General features: G+C 72.2%; 16 protein-coding genes. 13 read left to right on the top strand and 3 right to left on the bottom strand.

All coding sequences use genetic code 11. The features are described 5' to 3' along the window. Positions 1–3: 3 nt before the first annotated feature. From V2S66_RS19765 to V2S66_RS19710, 12 genes are all read left to right on the top strand, one after another. Positions 4–885, top strand: coding sequence for an MlaE family ABC transporter permease (locus tag V2S66_RS19765; RefSeq protein ID WP_330797194.1), 882 nt, complete (start codon positions 4–6; stop codon positions 883–885). After that, a complete protein-coding gene (locus V2S66_RS19760) occupies positions 882–2,159 on the top strand; it encodes an MCE family protein (RefSeq protein WP_330797193.1) in 1,278 nt (425 codons plus the stop codon). Before V2S66_RS19765 ends, V2S66_RS19760 begins: the two co-directional genes overlap by 4 nt. Then, on the top strand, positions 2,156–3,187 hold the full coding sequence (locus V2S66_RS19755) for an MCE family protein (RefSeq protein WP_330797192.1): 1,032 nt from the start codon (positions 2,156–2,158) through the stop codon (positions 3,185–3,187). The genes V2S66_RS19760 and V2S66_RS19755 overlap by 4 nt, the downstream gene beginning before the upstream one ends. Continuing rightward, positions 3,184–4,371 (top strand): MCE family protein, encoded by a 1,188-nt coding sequence (locus tag V2S66_RS19750; RefSeq protein WP_330797191.1) that lies wholly within the window; start codon positions 3,184–3,186, stop codon positions 4,369–4,371. Before V2S66_RS19755 ends, V2S66_RS19750 begins: the two co-directional genes overlap by 4 nt. Next, positions 4,368–5,552 carry an MCE family protein gene (locus tag V2S66_RS19745; RefSeq protein WP_330797190.1) on the top strand — a complete coding sequence of 395 codons (1,185 nt, stop codon included), beginning with the start codon at positions 4,368–4,370 and terminating at the stop codon, positions 5,550–5,552. The genes V2S66_RS19750 and V2S66_RS19745 overlap by 4 nt, the downstream gene beginning before the upstream one ends. Beyond that, a complete protein-coding gene (locus V2S66_RS19740) occupies positions 5,549–6,787 on the top strand; it encodes an MCE family protein (RefSeq protein WP_330797189.1) in 1,239 nt (412 codons plus the stop codon). The genes V2S66_RS19745 and V2S66_RS19740 overlap by 4 nt, the downstream gene beginning before the upstream one ends. Further along, complete coding sequence (locus V2S66_RS19735) at positions 6,787–8,106, top strand: MlaD family protein (protein WP_330797188.1); 1,320 nt, start codon at positions 6,787–6,789, stop codon at positions 8,104–8,106. Before V2S66_RS19740 ends, V2S66_RS19735 begins: the two co-directional genes overlap by 1 nt. Further along, entirely contained in the window at positions 8,103–8,615 is a 513-nt protein-coding gene (locus tag V2S66_RS19730) for a hypothetical protein (protein ID WP_330797187.1), read from the top strand. Before V2S66_RS19735 ends, V2S66_RS19730 begins: the two co-directional genes overlap by 4 nt. Before the next feature lie 25 nt (positions 8,616–8,640). Next, the gene (locus V2S66_RS19725; protein WP_330797186.1) at positions 8,641–9,273 is read left to right on the top strand and encodes a hypothetical protein; all 633 of its coding nucleotides are present in this window, start codon (positions 8,641–8,643) and stop codon (positions 9,271–9,273) included. Positions 9,274–9,284: 11 nt separating this feature from the next. After that, positions 9,285–9,968, top strand: a complete 684-nt coding sequence (locus V2S66_RS19720) for a hypothetical protein (protein ID WP_330797185.1) — start codon at positions 9,285–9,287, stop codon at positions 9,966–9,968. Positions 9,969–9,995: 27 nt separating this feature from the next. Next, positions 9,996–10,760: a hypothetical protein gene (locus tag V2S66_RS19715; RefSeq protein ID WP_330797184.1), complete on the top strand. Its 765-nt coding sequence runs from the start codon at positions 9,996–9,998 to the stop codon at positions 10,758–10,760. A 140-nt stretch (positions 10,761–10,900) separates the two neighbouring features. Continuing rightward, positions 10,901–12,262: a glutamine synthetase family protein gene (locus V2S66_RS19710; protein ID WP_330797183.1), complete on the top strand. Its 1,362-nt coding sequence runs from the start codon at positions 10,901–10,903 to the stop codon at positions 12,260–12,262. Positions 12,263–12,337: 75 nt separating this feature from the next. On the opposite strand, the gene V2S66_RS19705 is transcribed toward V2S66_RS19710, so the two are convergent. Beyond that, positions 12,338–13,609, bottom strand: coding sequence for a tyrosine-type recombinase/integrase (locus V2S66_RS19705; RefSeq protein WP_330797182.1), 1,272 nt, complete (start codon positions 13,607–13,609; stop codon positions 12,338–12,340). Between the two features lie 159 nt (positions 13,610–13,768). Here V2S66_RS19705 and V2S66_RS19700 point away from each other — a divergent pair, with 159 nt between their 5' ends. Then, positions 13,769–14,098 carry a hypothetical protein gene (locus V2S66_RS19700; protein ID WP_330797181.1) on the top strand — a complete coding sequence of 110 codons (330 nt, stop codon included), beginning with the start codon at positions 13,769–13,771 and terminating at the stop codon, positions 14,096–14,098. 53 nt (positions 14,099–14,151) lie between these two features. Here V2S66_RS19700 and V2S66_RS19695 read toward each other — a convergent pair whose 3' ends face one another. Together V2S66_RS19695 and V2S66_RS19690 are read right to left on the bottom strand one after the other, a co-directional pair. After that, complete coding sequence (locus tag V2S66_RS19695; RefSeq protein WP_330797180.1) at positions 14,152–14,346, bottom strand: helix-turn-helix transcriptional regulator; 195 nt, start codon at positions 14,344–14,346, stop codon at positions 14,152–14,154. Positions 14,347–14,508: 162 nt separating this feature from the next. Beyond that, positions 14,509–15,738: a DUF3631 domain-containing protein gene (locus V2S66_RS19690; protein ID WP_330797179.1), complete on the bottom strand. Its 1,230-nt coding sequence runs from the start codon at positions 15,736–15,738 to the stop codon at positions 14,509–14,511. Between the last annotated feature and the right edge of the window lie 165 nt (positions 15,739–15,903).

Raw genomic sequence — 15,903 nt, 5'->3', positions numbered from 1 at the left:
GCGATGACCCTGATCGACGAGGACGCCCCCCGGGCCGAGCCGCCGCCCCCGCCGCGGCGCGCCCGGCGGCTCCCCTCCGGCAACCGCTGGCTGCGCTGGCTCGACGAGACCGGCGACCACCTCCTCTTCCACGTCGCCGCCGTGCTGTGGATTCCGCGCACCCTGCGCCGCTACCTCAAGGAGGTGCAGCGCCTGCTCGCCGAGGTCGCGTTCGGCAGCGGCGGCCTCAGCGTGATCGGCGGCACCGTCGGCGTGATGATCGGCATGACGCTGGCCACCGGCACCGTCGTCGGCCTCCAGGGCTACGCGGCGATGAACGAACTGGGCACCACCGCCTTCACCGGTTTCATCTCCGCCTACTTCAACACCCGCGAGATCGCGCCGCTGGTCGCCGGGCTCGCGCTGTCCGCGACGGTCGGCGCGGGATTCACCGCCCAGCTCGGCGCGATGCGGATCAACGAGGAGGTCGACGCCCTGGAGGGCATGGGCATCCGCTCCATGCCCTACCTGGTCACCACCCGGATCATCGCCGGGGTGGTGGCGATCGTCCCGCTCTACGGCATCGGGCTGCTCAGCAGCTACGCCGCCTCCCGGCTCGTCACCGTCTGGGTCAACGGCCAGTCGCAGGGCACCTACGACCACTACTTCAACCTCTTCCTCGCCCCCGAGGACGTCCTGCTGTCCACCCTGAAGGTGCTCGTCTTCAGCGTGATCGTGATCCTCGCGCACTGCTACTACGGCTACACCGCCAAGGGCGGGCCGGCCGGCGTGGGCATCGCGGTGGGCCGCTCGGTGCGCAACGCCATCGTGATCATCTCGATCACCGACTTCTTCCTCAGCCTCGCCATCTGGGGCGCCACCACCACCGTGCGAGTCGCCGGATGACCGCCACCGACACCCTTCCGCAGCCGGCCGCCGCGCCACCGCCACCGGCCGGGCCGCGCGGCGAACGCGCCGCCACCACCCGCCGCAGGACCGCCGGCATCGTCTTCCTGCTGGTCCCCGCGCTGCTCGCCTGGCTGGCCGTCGCCGTCTACGACAAGAGCTTCAGCGACGCCGCCACCGTCACCGTCCGCACCGGCAGCGTCGGCAACGAGATGCACCTGGGCGCCGACGTGAAGGTCCGCGGCGTCGTCGTCGGCCGGGTGGAGTCCATCCACGCCGACGGCGCGGGCGCCCGCCTCACCCTGGCCCTCGACCCCGGCCAGCTGCACCGCATCCCGGCCGGCGTCACCGCCCAGATGCTGCCCACCACGCTCTTCGGCGCCCGGTTCGTCGCGCTCGTGCCACCGGCCGGCGCCACCCCCGGCGGGCCCACGCTCGCCGCGCACGCCGTCATCCCGCAGGACCGCTCCGGCGACGCCGTCGAACTGCAGCAGGTCCTCGACCACGTGATGCCGCTGCTGACCGCCGTACAGCCGCAGAAACTCGCCGCCACCCTCGACGCGGTCGCCACCGCCCTCGACGGCCGCGGCACCCAGCTGGGCACCACCCTCGTCCAGCTCGACGGCTACCTGCGCCGGCTCAACCCCGAACTGCCCGCGCTCAACGACGACATCAAGCAGCTCGTCACCGTCAGCCACGTCTACGCCGCCGCCGCGCCCGACATCGTGCAGGCCCTCACCGACTTCACCAGGACCAGCGGCACCCTCGCCCAGGAACAGGCGAACCTCAGCACCCTGTACGGCTCGGCGACCGCCACCGCCCAGGACCTGACGACGTACCTGCGGCAGAACAAGGACACGATCATCCGGCTGTCCGCCGACAGCCGCGGCACCCTCGGCCTGCTCGCCGAGTACGCGCCCGCCTTCCCCTGCACGCTGCGCACCCTCGCCGACTTCGTGCCGGTGATGGACAAGGCGCTGGGCAAGGGCACCGCGCACCCCGGCCTGCACGTCGACGTCACCACCGCGCCCTCGCGCGGCCGGTACGTCGCGGGCCGGGACACCCCGGTGTACGACGCGAGCGGCGGCCCGCGGTGCTACCCCGTCCCGTACACCGGCCGCGGCACCACCCCGCTGGCCAACTCGCCGCAGGAGAACGAACTGGTCGACGAACTGCTGGCGCCGGGCCTCGCCGCCGACCCGCGGTCCCTGCCGGACTGGAGCAGCCTGCTCACCGGACCGGTCTTCCGCGGCACGGAGGTGACCGTCAGGTGAAGCGCCGCAGCCTGACCGGGCCGATCGTCAAGTCGCTGATCTTCGTGCTGGTCACCGCGCTCGCCACCATGGCGCTCGCGATCAGCATCGCCGGCGCCGGAGTCGGCGACACCGCCGGCTACAACGCCCGGTTCACCGACACCACCGGGCTGATCTCCGGCGACAGCGTGCGCATCGCCGGGGTCAGGGTCGGCCAGGTCGACTCCATCAAGGTCGTCGACCGCCGCTACGCCCAGGTGCACTTCTCGGTGCAGAAGGGCCGCACGCTGCCCGCGTCGACCACCGCGACCATCAAGTACCTCAACATGGTCGGCCAGCGGTACGTCGACCTCGCCCAGGGCGCCGGCCCGGTCGGCGGCGTGCTGCACCCCGGCGGCACCATCCCGCTGGACCGCACCACGCCGGCCCTGGACCTGACCCGGCTCTTCGACGGCTTCCAGCCGCTCTTCCAGGGCCTGTCGCCCAAGGACGTCAACCAGCTGGCCGGCGAGATCGTCCAGGTCCTGCAGGGCGAGGGCGGCACCGTCGACAGCCTGATCGGCGACGTCGGCTCGGTCACCACCACCCTGGCCGCCAAGGACCAGGTGATCGGCCAGGTCATCGACAACCTCAACTCGGTGCTCACCACCGTCAACACCCGCGAGAGCGGCTTCAACGACCTGATCACCACCCTCCAGCAGCTCGTCACCGGCTTCTCCCAGGACCGCGAGCCGATCGGCCAGTCGATCTCCGCGATCTCCCGGCTGACCACCAGCACCGCGGGACTGCTCGACGACGGACGGCAGCCGCTGAAGGACTCCATCGCCCAGCTCGGCCGGCTGTCGACCAACCTCGCCGACGGCAGCCCGCAGCTGGAGGACTTCCTGAAGAAGACCCCGCAGAAGTTCCAGGCCGTCGGCCGGCTCGCCTCGTACGGCTCCTGGCTCAACCTCTACCTGTGCCAGGCCACCGTCTCCGGAGTCGCCACCTCCGACGGCAGCAGGCCGCCCACCGGCATAGCCATCACCGAAGCGAGGTGCCGGTCATGACCGCCGAGACCCCGGGCCCGCGCCGCCGGCCGGCCCGCCTGCCGGGGCGGCTGCGCGACCGGCTGCCGGGCCGCCACGGCGCCGGCCCGCGCCGCGGGCGCGCCCCCGGCGCCGGGCCCGCCTCCTGGTTCCGGCTGCGGGACCGCGCGCGGCGCGGCCGCCCGCTCTTCCGCCCGCTGCGCGAACGCAGCCCGGTCGCCGTCGGGACCGTCGGGCTGCTGCTGCTCGCCCTGGTCAGCCTCGCCGTCTACGACGCCGACGCGCTGCCGCTGGTCGGCGGCGGCACCACGTACTCCGCCGACTTCACCGAGGCCGCCGGGCTGCGGCCGGGCAACGAGGTGCGGGTCGCGGGCGTCAAGGTCGGCAAGGTCACCGGCGTCTCCCTGGACGACGACCGCGTCAAGGTCACCTTCCGCGTCGGGCACACCTGGATCGGCGACGCCAGCACCGCCGCCATCGGCATCAAGACGCTGCTCGGCGAGAAGTACCTGGCCGTCGACCCGCTCGGCAGCCGCCCGCAGAACCCCGGCACGCGCATCCCGAAGAGCCGCACCACCTCGCCGTACGACGTCACGCAGGCGTTCGACGGCCTGGGGCAGACGCTCGGTTCGCTCGACACGCAGGCGCTCGCGGCGAGCTTCCGCACCCTGTCCGACACCTTCAAGGACACCCCGTCCTCGGTGCGCAGCGCGGCGACCGGACTGGCGTCGCTGTCGAAGACGATCTCCAGCCGGGACGCGGAACTCGCCGACCTGCTCTCCGGCAGCAAGCAGCTCACCCGGACCCTCGCCGACCAGAACGGCCGCTTCCAGGCGCTGATCTCCGACGGCGACCTGCTGCTCGGCGAGGTCCAGAAGCGGCGGGACGCCATCCACGCGCTGCTCGTCGGCACCCAGGACCTCGGCGTCCAGCTCAACGGGCTGGTCGCCGACAACAACCGGCAGCTCGCGCCCACCCTGGACGCCCTGGACCGGGTCACCACCGTGCTCGACGCCAACCAGTCCAGCCTCGACAAGGCCCTGGCGCTCGCCGGCCCGTACTACCGGCTGGTCGGCAACACCCTCGGCAACGGGCGCTGGTTCGACAGCTACCTGTGCGGCCTGGTGCCGAAGGACTACCTGCCGAAGGGCACCCCGCCGGCCACCGGCTGCATGCCCCCCAAGGCGACGGGAGGCGCGTCATGAGAGCGGCGCTCGGCCGGCTCAGGTCCGGCACGCGGTGGCCGCGCGGCTCGGCCGGCTCCGCGGGCTCCGGCGACCGGCCGCTGCGGCGGGCCCTGGCGCTCGGCACGGTCCTCGCGGTGGTCGCCGCGGCCGCCGTCACCGCCGGCTTCGTGGCCTTCGGCGGCCCCGGCGGCCACCGCGTCACCGCCTACTTCGACCACACCGTCGGCGTCTACCCGGGCTCCGACCTGCGCGTCCTCGGCGTGAAGGTGGGCACCGTGGACAAGATCACCCCGCAGGGGAGACAGGTGAAGGTCACCCTCACGCTCGACCACGGCGTCAAGGTCCCGGCCGGTGCGGGCGCGGTCGTCGTCGCCCCCAGCGTCGTCGCCGACCGCTACATCCAGCTGACCCCCGCCTACACCGGAGGCCCGCAGCTGAAGGACCACGCGGTCATCCCCGCCACCCGCACCGCCACACCGGTCGAGGTCGACCAGCTCTACGACAGCATCACCCAGCTCAGCAAGGCGCTCGGCCCCGACGGCGCCAACGCCACCGGCGCGCTCTCCGACCTGCTCGACACCGGCGCGCGGAACCTCGACGGCAACGGCAAGGCCATCGGGGACAGCATCGCCCAGCTCGGCAGCGCCTCGCGCACCCTCAACGGCCGCAGCAGCGACCTCTTCGCGACGCTCTCCTCCCTCCAGTCCTTCACCGCGATGCTCAAGGCCAACGACGGCAAGGTGAAGGCCGCCACCGACCAGCTGTCCACCGTCACCGGCTTCCTCGCCGACGACAAGGAGAACCTCGGCGGCGCGCTGCGGCAACTGTCCACCGCCCTCGGCCAGGTGAAGACCTTCATCCAGGACAACCGCGGCCGGCTCAAAACGAGCATCGACAAGCTCGAACCGATCACCCAGACCCTCGTCGACCAGCGCGCCTCCCTCGCCGAACTCCTCGACACCGCGCCGCTGGCCGCCGACAACCTGCTCAACGCGTACGACCCGAAGACCGGCACCCTCGAAGGCCGCGCCGACATCAACGAGCTGAGCATGGGCGGCAGCCTCACCCCGACCGCCGCCGCCCCGACGGGCGCCGCCGCCACCGCGAAGCGCGCCGCGCCGCCCGGCCCGCCGCTCCCGCTGCCCGCGGTCGGACCGGTCTACGGCTCGGTGCGCGGCTCGAAGGGAGCGGCCCGATGACCCGCCCGCACGCCGGAACCCGCGGCGCCGCGCTCGGCGCGACCGCGGTCGTCCTCTCCCTCGGCCTCGCCGGATGCGGCTTCGGCGGCGTCCAGGACCTGCCGCTGCCCGGCGGCGCGAACCTCGGCGGCCACCCCTACACCGTCAAGGCCACCTTCGCCGACGTCCTCGACCTGGTGCCGCAGGCGTCGGTGCGGGTCAACGACGTCGCGGTCGGCCGGGTGAGCGGCATCAGCCTCGCCGCCGACGGCTGGCACGCCGTCGTCACCATGAAGGTCAACGGCGAGGTCACCCTCCCCGCCAACGCCTACGCGCACCTGGAGCAGTCGAGCCTGCTCGGCGAGAAGTACGTCGAGCTGTCCGGGCCGCCCGGCAGCGAGCCCGCCACCGGGCGGCTGCGCGGCGGCGCCGTGATCCCGCTCGCCCGCACCAACCGCAACCCCGAGGTCGAGGAGGTCTTCGGCGCACTGTCCATGCTGCTCAACGGCGGCGGCATCCAGCAGCTGAAGACCATCAGCACCGAGCTGAACAAGGCGCTGACCGGGAACGAACCGCAGGTCCGCGACATGCTCACGCAGGTCGGCACGCTCGTCGGCGACCTCGACGCGCACAAGCAGGACATCACCGACGCCCTCGACGGCGTCAACCAGCTGTCCGCCACGCTGGCCGCCCGCGACCAGCAGATCGGCGCCGTGATCACCGGGCTCAGTCCCGGCCTGAAGGTGCTGGAGCAGCAGCGCGGTTCGCTCGTCACCATGCTGCGCTCGCTCGACACCCTGTCCGGAGTCGCGGTGGACACCGTCGACAGGAGCAAGGACGACATGGTCGCCGACCTCAGGGCGCTCGCGCCCACCCTCCAGCGCCTCGCCGACTCCGGCCGGGACCTGCCCGACTCCCTCCAGGTGCTGCTCACCTACCCGTTCACCGACCAGGTGCTCAACGGCGTCAAGGGCGACTACCTCAACGTCTACCTCGACCTGACCGCCGCGCCCGGCACCCGGATCGTCCCGGCGCTGCAACCCGGCGACAGCACGTACCCGGATGTCGGCCCGACCCCGACGCCGACCGACGAGCCCGCGCAGACGCCGGCGCACAGGACGCGGGCGACGCCGTCCGGTGCGGCCGCCAGCGCCGCCGGCAAGGCGGCGGGCGCCTCCGGCGTCACGCGCAGGACCTCCGGCGGGTCGGCGCTGCCGCTGCCGCTGCCCCCGGTGCTCACCGCGGGAGGCCGCTGATGCTGACCAGGGCCACCGTCGCGAAGAACATCGCCTTCCTGCTCGTCGCCGTCCTCGTGCTCGGCTACATCGGCGTGCGGTACGCCGACCTCGGCCGCTACGTCGGACTGCGCGGATACTACGACGTCACCGTCGAACTCCCCGAGGCCGGCGGCCTGTTCGAGCACGCCGACGTCACCTACCGTGGCGTGTCCGTCGGCCGTGTCGGCCACGTCGGCCTCACCGACACCGGCGTCGAGGCCACCTTGCGGATCGACGACTCGGCGCCGCGCATCCCCGACCGCCTCAAAGCCGTCGTCGCGGACCTGTCCGCGGTCGGCGAGGAGTACGTCGACCTGCGGCCCAGCGCCGACGACGGCCCCTACCTGCACGACGGTTCACGGATCGCCGAGGCCGACGCGAGCGTGCCCGCGCCGGTCACCAACCTGCTCACCAGCGTCGACGCGCTCACCGCCTCCGTACCCCTCGACTCCCTGCGGACCGTGGTCGACGAGTTGGGGCAGAGCTTCGGCGGGCAGGCCGACAACCTCCAGTCGCTGCTGGACAACAGCAGCCAGTTCATCTCGGCGGCCGACGCCAACCTGCCCGGCGACACGCAGCTGATGACCGACGCGCGGACCGTGCTGCGCACCCAGGCCGACGAGGGCGACGCCATCAAGTCCTTCGCGTCCAGCGCCGACCAGCTGGCCGCCCGGCTCGACTCCTCCGACACCGACCTGCGCCGGCTGATCACCGCCGCACCCGGCGCGGCCGGACAGGTCACCGCGCTGCTGCGGGACGTCGGACCCGACCTCAGCGTGGTGCTGGCCAACCTGCTGACCACCTCGGACGTGGCCGTCACCCGGCAGAACGGCATCCAGGAGTTCCTGGTCAAGGTGCCCGCCGTGGTCGCGGCCGGCTCCACCGCGGTCACCGCGCACGGCGTGCACCTCGGCATGGCCGTCACCTTCTTCGCCCCGCTGCCCTGCACCTCCGGCTACGGCGGCACCGCCTACCGCAACGGCCTGGACACCAGCGCGCCCGCGACCGCCTTCGACACCGCGGCCCGCTGCACCTCGCCGGCCTCCTCCGGCCGGGACGTCCGCGGCTCGGCGAACGCGCCGGGCGGCGGGGCGGTGCCCGCACCGGTGCAGCCCGGTTCCGTGCTGCCGACGGCCGCCGGCGACTCCGGGGGCTCCGGGGACTCCGCCGCGTACGGTCCCAGCGGCGCGCGCACGTACGCCGCGCCCACCCTGCCCGGCGCGCTGGGCCTCCCCGCACTGCCCGCCACCGGCCCCACCACACTGGCCGGTCTGCTCGGACTGGGGGACCCGCGGTGAAGCGCCCCGACCGCGGACCGCTCGCCTGGGCCGCCGCGTGGACGGCCGCCGCCGTGCTGCTCGCGGTCTCCGGCTGGATCTACGCCGGCACCCGCGGCGACGGCGCGCTGCGGTACGGCAAGGCGCGCGACGCGGTACTCGCCGCGGGGCAGCGGGAGATCGCCCGGCTGAACACGGTGGACGGCGGCCACGTCGACCGCGACCTCGACGGGTGGCTCGACGCGACGACCGGTCCGCTGCACGAGCAGCTGTCCCGCAGCCACACCGCCGACGCCGGCTCGCTGCTGGCGTCCGGCACCTCGACCAGCGGCTCGGTCACCGACGCGGCGGTCACCGAACTCGACACCCGGGCCGGAACCGCGCGGGTCATCGCCACCGTGCAGGTGCGCGTGACCCCGGCGGCAGGGACCGCCACCACCGACCGCAAACGCTTCGAGGCGACCCTGTCCCGTACCGGCGGCGCCTGGAAACTGACCGCGCTCACGGCCGTCCCGGTCGGCACCAGTTGACGCGGGCCAGGGGAGGAGACGGCGCATGAGCACGGCGGAGGAGACCGAGCGCGCGGAGACCGAGCGCGCGGAGCTGGAAGGTGTCGCGGAGCCCGAGGGTGTCGCGGAGCCCGAGGCCGTGGCGGGGGGTGCGGCCGGGCGGCTGCGGCGCGTCGCGGCGTGGCCGCGGCGGCGGCTCGCCGCGGTGGCCGCCCTGGCGGCGGCGGCCCTGCTGTCCGGCGGACTGCTCTACGGGGCCGCCGAGTTGCGGGACCCCGCGGTGAGCGGCAACCACGCGTTGACCGACTCCGCGGCGACCGACCAGGTGGCGGGCGAGGTCAGCAACGCGCTCAGCCGGATCTTCGCCTACACCCCCGACGACACCCAGTCGACCGCCCAGGCCGCCGGCGACGTGCTCGACGGCGCCGCCGCCACGCAGTACCAGGCGCTGTTCGGGCAGATCAGACAGCAGGTCGCGAGCCAGCGACTGACCCTCACCACAAGGGTGGTGCGGGCCGGCGTGGTCTCGCTCACCGCGTCCCGCGCCCGGCTGCTGGTCTTCCTCGACCAGACCGCCCAGCGCGCGGGCGGCGCCCCGACCAGTGCGGCGGCGCAGCTCGCGGTGACCGCCGAGTTCAAGGGCGGGCACTGGCGCATCACCGAACTCACGGCCCGGTAGGGGAGAGGCACATGACACTGCACGAGCGGGTCGCGCCGGAGTCCGGGGCACCTGACGAAGCACCTGACGCGGCGCTCGGGGACGCGCCCGAGGAGACCGCCGGGGCGCCGGCCGCTCCGGCCGCTCCGGGCACGAGGACGGCCGGGCGGCGGCCGGCGCCGCTGCTGCTCGCGGCGCTGGCCCTGGTGCTCGCCGCGGCGGTCGCCGCCGGGCTGACCGGCTGGTCCTGGTACGGCGCCGCGCACGACGGCGACGCGTCCTTCGCCCGCACCCGCGACGCGGCGCTGGCCGCGGGCGAGCAGGCGGTGCAGAACATGAACACCCTCGACCACGACGACCTCGACCACGGCCTGGACGTCTGGGAGTCCAGCACCTCCGGCGACCTGCACACCCAACTCGTCCAGGGCCGGGCCGACTTCGAGAAGCAGGTCCGGCAGGCGCAGACCGTGAGCACCGCGAAGGTGCTGTCCGGCGCGGTCACCGAGCTGGACGCCAGGACGGGCCGGGCGAGCGTGATGATCGCGCTGCGGATCACCGTGGCGGCGCCGAAGAGCGCGCCGTCGGTGAAGGAGAGCCGGCTGCTCGGCGAGCTGACCCGCACCGCGGCCGGCTGGAAGCTCAGCGCCCTCGGCCAGGCGCCGCTCGGCGACAGTGCGACCGCGACCGCCACCCCGCAGCCGTCCGCCGGCCAGTAGCCGCTCCGCGAGAGGACCGTCCGCGCCATGTCGACCACCCGCCACCTGATCAACCGGCAGCGCCGGCTCGCCGCCGTGTCCGCCTCCCCGCGGACCCGCACGGTGCGGACGGCCGCCGGCTCCCGTACCGCCCCCGCGGCGGACCAGGCGACCGCCCCCGCCCCCGTACCCGTGCCCGTGCTCGTGTCGGAGTCCGAGGCCGAGTCGGAGCCCGACCTCGTGACCGCGGCCGGTGAGGCGCCCGCCGCCGTCCGCGCCCGGGTGCGTCCGCGCCGGCCGTCCCGTACGGCGGTCGTGGCCGCGGCGCTCGCGCTGCTGACCGTGCTGCTCGGCGGCTTCGCCGCCTGGGCGGCGGCCAGGGCCTCGGACCTGCGCGACACGGCGGCCACCGGCAACACCGCGCTGACCGACACCGCGCGTACCAGCGAGGTCAAGGGCGCGATCGCCCAGGACGTCGACGCGGTCTTCTCGTACGACTACGCCGACACCGCCCGTACGGACGCCGCCGCCCGGAAGATGCTGACCGGGAAGGCCGTGCAGCAGTACGCCGCGATGCTCGCGCAGGTGCGCGCGCAGGCCCCGGCGCAGAAGCTGGTGCTGACCACGACCGTCACCGACTCCGGGGTGGAGGCCATCGACGGCGACCGCGCCCGGGTGCTGGTCTTCGCCGACCAGCGGAACACCAGCACCGCGGCGGGCGGCGGCAGCACGTACGCGGCGGCGATGTTCGCGGTGGACGCGGTGCGGCAGGGCGGGACCTGGAAGATCGCCTCCCTCGACACCTTCGGCTGAGGCGCGCGAGCAGGCACTATGGGGGCGGAGCGGCACCGCATCCGGCGGCAACACCTGCGAAACGGTGTGGTGCAATGCTCCTGATCCCCCGTCGCGGTCGTCCGCGGGGGAGGTGGCCTGACCGGCAAGGATGGATGGATATGGACAAGCAGCAGGAGTTCGTTCTCCGCACCCTGGAGGAACGGGACATCCGCTTCGTTCGGCTGTGGTTCACCGATGTGCTCGGCTACCTGAAGTCGGTCGCGGTCGCCCCGGCCGAACTAGAACAGGCGTTCGACGAGGGCATCGGTTTCGACGGCTCCGCCATCGAGGGCTTCGCCCGGGTGTACGAGTCCGACATGATCGCCAAGCCGGACCCCGGGACCTTCCAGGTGCTGCCGTGGCGCGCCGAGGCCCCCGGCACCGCCCGGATGTTCTGCGACATCCTGATGCCCGACGGCTCCCCGTCCTACGCCGACCCGCGCTACGTCCTCAAGCGCGCCCTGGCCAAGACCTCCGACCTGGGCTTCACCTTCTACACGCACCCCGAGATCGAGTTCTACCTGCTCAAGGACAAGCCGCTGGACGGCGGCCGGCCGACCCCGGCCGACAACTCCGGCTACTTCGACCACACCCCGCAGAACGTCGGCATGGACTTCCGCCGCCAGGCCATCACCATGCTGGAGTCGATGGGCATCTCGGTGGAGTTCTCCCACCACGAGGGCGCGCCCGGCCAGCAGGAGATCGACCTGCGCTACGCCGACGCGCTGTCCACCGCGGACAACATCATGACCTTCCGCCTGGTGATGAAGCAGGTCGCGCTGGAGCAGGGCGTGCACGCGACCTTCATGCCCAAGCCGTTCTCCGAGTACCCCGGCTCCGGCATGCACTCCCACCTGTCGCTCTTCGAGGGCGACAGGAACGCCTTCTACGAGTCCGGGTCGGAGTTCCAGCTCTCCAAGGTCGGCCGGTCCTTCATCGCCGGCCTGCTCCGGCACGCCGGCGAGATCTCCGCGGTCACCAACCAGTGGGTGAACTCCTACAAGCGGATCTGGGGCGGCTCCCAGCGCACCGCCGGCGCCGGCGGCGAGGCCCCCTCGTACATCTGCTGGGGCCACAACAACCGCTCCGCGCTCATCCGGGTGCCGATGTACAAGCCCGGCAAGACCGGCTCCACCCGCATCGAGGTCCGCTCCCTGGACTCCGGCGCCAACCCCTACCTCTCCTACGCCGTCCTGCTGGCCGCCGGCATGAAGGGCATCCAGGAGGGCTACGAACTCCCGGCCGGCGCCGACGACGACGTCTGGGCCCTCACCGACGCCGAACGCCGCGCCCTCGGCATCGAGCCCCTCCCGCAGAACCTCGGCGAGGCCATCACCCTGATGGAGCGCTCCGAACTCGTCGCCGAGACCCTCGGCGAGCACGTCTTCGACTTCTTCCTGCGCAACAAGAAGCAGGAGTGGGAGGAGTACCGCTCGCAGGTCACGCCCTTCGAGCTGATGAAGAACCTGCCGGTGCTGTAAGCGCAGGTCAGCGGGGTTTTCGCCGCTTCGCGCGCTGCGGGGCGACGGCTGCCGGCCGTCGCCCCGCAGTCGTGTCTAAGCGGCCTGGGCCGTCTGTGGGCCGTGAGGCGTGACGGCGGGGCCCGCCTGGGCCGCGTACATCGCGTCGACGGCCCGCCGCGCCCGCCCGTCGCTGCTCGGCATCAGGTGCGTGTACACACGGAGCGTAAAGCCCGGGTCATCGTGTCCGAGGTAGTGACTCAGGGCCTTGACGTTCTCCCCGGCGGCCAGGAGGACCGACGCGTAGAAGTGGCGCAGCGCGTGCATTCCGTCTTCGCGGGACGCCTCGTGCCGCTTTCCCTTCTCCGGGGCCGGGAGCACGCCGGCCGCGGTGAGCGCGGGCTTCCACACCCGCGTGTTGAAGTCGGTCCGCCGCACGGCGCCGCCCCCGTCCAGCCGAGTGAAGAGCAGCCGTTTCCTCACCAATGGCCCGTCCGGCAGCAGCCACGGGAGTGTGACTTCCACGGGCGGGTACTTCTCGGTGTGCTCTTTGAGGACCTGCGCGACGTGGTCCGACAGGGGCACGTCCCGTTCTTTGCTGCGCTTCGGCAGACCGAAGACCAGGTGGCCATTGGCGACCTTGACTTGGCAACCCACATGCAGCCAGCCCGTGTCGTGGTTCACGGTGTCAACGGCCAGGCCGAAGATTTCGCCCTGCCGCAGACCGCATCCGCCTCCCAGGTCCACCATCGCCCGGTACTGCTCCGGCAGAGCTTGCCGGACGGCGAACACCCGGCCAGCCGTCCACGGTTGTACGCGCGGCGGCACCGACCGCGGAGCCCGCACCGACCGGGCACGGCAGGGATTGGCGGACAGGTGCTTGTCATCCACGGCAGCACTGAACACCGCGGAGACGCTGGAGAAGATGACGCGACGATACGAGGACACAGGCAGCACCTTTTCCAGCGCGCTGGCCCACTCCCGGATGTGCGACGGCTGGAAGGATCCCAGAGGGCGCGAACCGATGTACGGGAAGGCGTGCAACCGGAGTTGAGTGGACACCGACGTCCGCGTCGTGACGTCGGTGGTCTGGCTCGCCAGCCACTTCTCCCCGTACTGCTGGAACGTGGTGCGGCCGGCGGCGGGGTCGATGTACTGCCCGCGCGACATGTCGGCCTCGATCTGCGCGAGCCACTGTTCGGCCAGACGCTTTTGCCGGTCGGGGAAGCTCTTGCTCTTCTCGGTGCCGTCCGGGCCGATATACCGGGCCCGATAGCGCAGGCCGGTGCCGTATCGCTCGCTCTTCACGGGGCGCCCGATGCCGTCCGGGCTGCTCTTGTACCAACGGTCTTGGATGTGGCCTGCCATGTGGGGCGACTCCTTGCAGACGCACCGCGGCCGGTGGCGAGCCTCAACGCTCGCCACCGGCCGCGGTGCGTCGGTGGTGGGTATTGGGTTCTACGGAACTTGTCAGCGGGGAGTCGGTGGACGCGGGTCCAAGTGGTTGGATGCCGCGATAATCCGTCCATGCTGATGATGAGCTACGGGTCGGGGAATGTCTTCAGACGGACGACGAAGCCGAAGGTGGGGCTGGCGATAGCCAACATGCAGCCCGGATGGGCCGTCGTTGTGGAGCGTGCTGAAGACGAGCGACCTGGCGACTGGTACGTGCAGGTGCTCTTGCGCAAGGACAACACGTTCCAGTTGGAGTACCGGGACGGGGAGCCCAGCCAGCACTTCCAGACGCGCACCGTCTCGCGCGAGAAGGTGATCGACGCCGTGGTCGGCTGGGCCAAGAACGACCCAGCCTGGAAGGAAGCCTTCATGTGGAACAACATCGGGGCTGAGTTCGAGTAGCACGTGGCGCCGTGAGCGAAACGCGAGAGGTCGTGCGCTTAGCGCGGTCCGATCTAGGCGGCTTGGATGGTCTGTTCGATGATCCAGGCGCGGACGGCGTCGGGGTCGTAGCGCAGGTGCTTGCCGACGCGGAATCCGGGCGGGCCGGTGCGCTTCTTGCGCCAGGCGTAGAGGGTTTCGACGCTCGGCAGGCGCAGGAGGGTGGCGAGTTCTTCGGGGGTCAGGAAGTGATCGGGGAGTGCGGGCACGCGGGGCTCCTCAGGTCTCCGGTCCTCTTGCCTTCCAGGTCCGCCACATCCGCCACGCCGCCACGCCCCAGGTCAGAGCCTCGGATGTGTGGCGGATAGCGGATGTGTGGCGGATAGGTGCCGCCACACCGGGGGTGTGGCGGCACCGTTGCGGCCGTGCGTTCAAGCAGGGGTGCCGGGGGAGTGCGTGGCGGTTTCCCGCGTCACCGTGGCGGATCCGGGAAGGGTTTCCGCCACGGATTCATGCCCCCTGACCTGCGGCGTGGCGGACGTGGCGGATGTGGCGGATTCCTGGGGGTGGGGGGTGCAGTAGCGCGTCCAGGCGTCGGCGAGGTCTTCGGCGTAGTAGCCCTTGGGAAAGCCTGCCGAGGTGCGGATGCCACGGGGCTTGATGGGCTTGTTGGCTCCGGTGACGTAGAGGCTGAGCATTCTCGACAGCCCCCTGGGGGTGAGGGGCTTGCCCTGGTAGTCGCCCCAGGGGGCGTCGTCCATGGCGTTGAGGATTTCGAGGATGACGGCGGTGGGCATACGTTCGGCTCCGCAGAACACTGCCTCGCGCAGGTCGGTGAGCAGTCGGATTCCGAGCGAGGCTTCGTCGTCTTCCTGGGCGGCGTTGACGAGTTCCAGGCAAGCGGCGCGGGCCCGGACGGGCCAGGTACCGCCGGCCGCGTCAGCGATGGCGAGCAGAGGTTCCCACACGTCCGCGGGCCTGTCGGTGACGCCTTCGGGCAGCTCCGGCCACGTGTTCTCGATCGAGGGCCGGGCGCTCTCCGCCCATCGGGCGAGACGATCGCGAAGCGCGTGACCCTCCGTCTCGTGGATCCGCTGCCGGAACGGCTGCACCCGCTCGTTGGGCGCCCGCCGGCGCATGCGGATGATGACCGAGCGCGTGAGGATGGTGTCCGGGAGCGAGCCGAGTCCGGCCATGGCGACCGCGCAGTACGAAGGGAAGGGCTGAACGGTCTGGTTCGAGCCGTCGCCCACACACCGATAGGTCACCCCGGAGCGTCGGTGACCGGCGTTGAGGAATCCGCGCAGTTCCTCGTTGTCGCCCGCCTTGGGTCCGAAGACGGTGTCGATTTCGTCGAACAGGATGGTGGGGCGGCCTTCGAGCCCGGAGACCGCTCGGAAGAGGGCGGCCGGGGACGCGTTGACGGCGACCATGGGTTGGGGGACGAGGGTCTCCACGATCTCCAGCGCACGGGACTTTCCCGATCCGGGTTCCGGGGACAGGAACGCGAGTCGGGGCGTGGAGTCGAAGCAGTCCAGCAGGTGCGCGTGCGCGTCCCACAGCGTGACGGCGACGTAGGCGGCTTGGCTGGGAAAGATGTTGAACCGGCGGTGGAATGCCTCGACCTCGTTGAGCAGGTCGAAACCGTGGTCGTCGGTCATGCGGCCTGCCTCCTTTCGGCTTCGGGGTGGCGCAACGGGCGTTCGGGACCGACGCGAGGGGTCGGGGCAGAGAGCAGAGGGGACGCCTTCGGCGACGACCTTCGGCGCACCACCCGCCACGGGAGCTTCGGTCGGTTCGGCGTGGCGGGGGCCGTCGGGGGTATC

The sequence above is a fragment of the Actinacidiphila polyblastidii genome, from assembly GCF_036353415.1.
In the GTDB taxonomy this organism is placed as follows: domain Bacteria; phylum Actinomycetota; class Actinomycetes; order Streptomycetales; family Streptomycetaceae; genus Actinacidiphila; species Actinacidiphila polyblastidii.
Note: the sequence above shows the minus strand (reverse complement) of the source record. Positions and strands in the feature narration are given on the sequence as shown.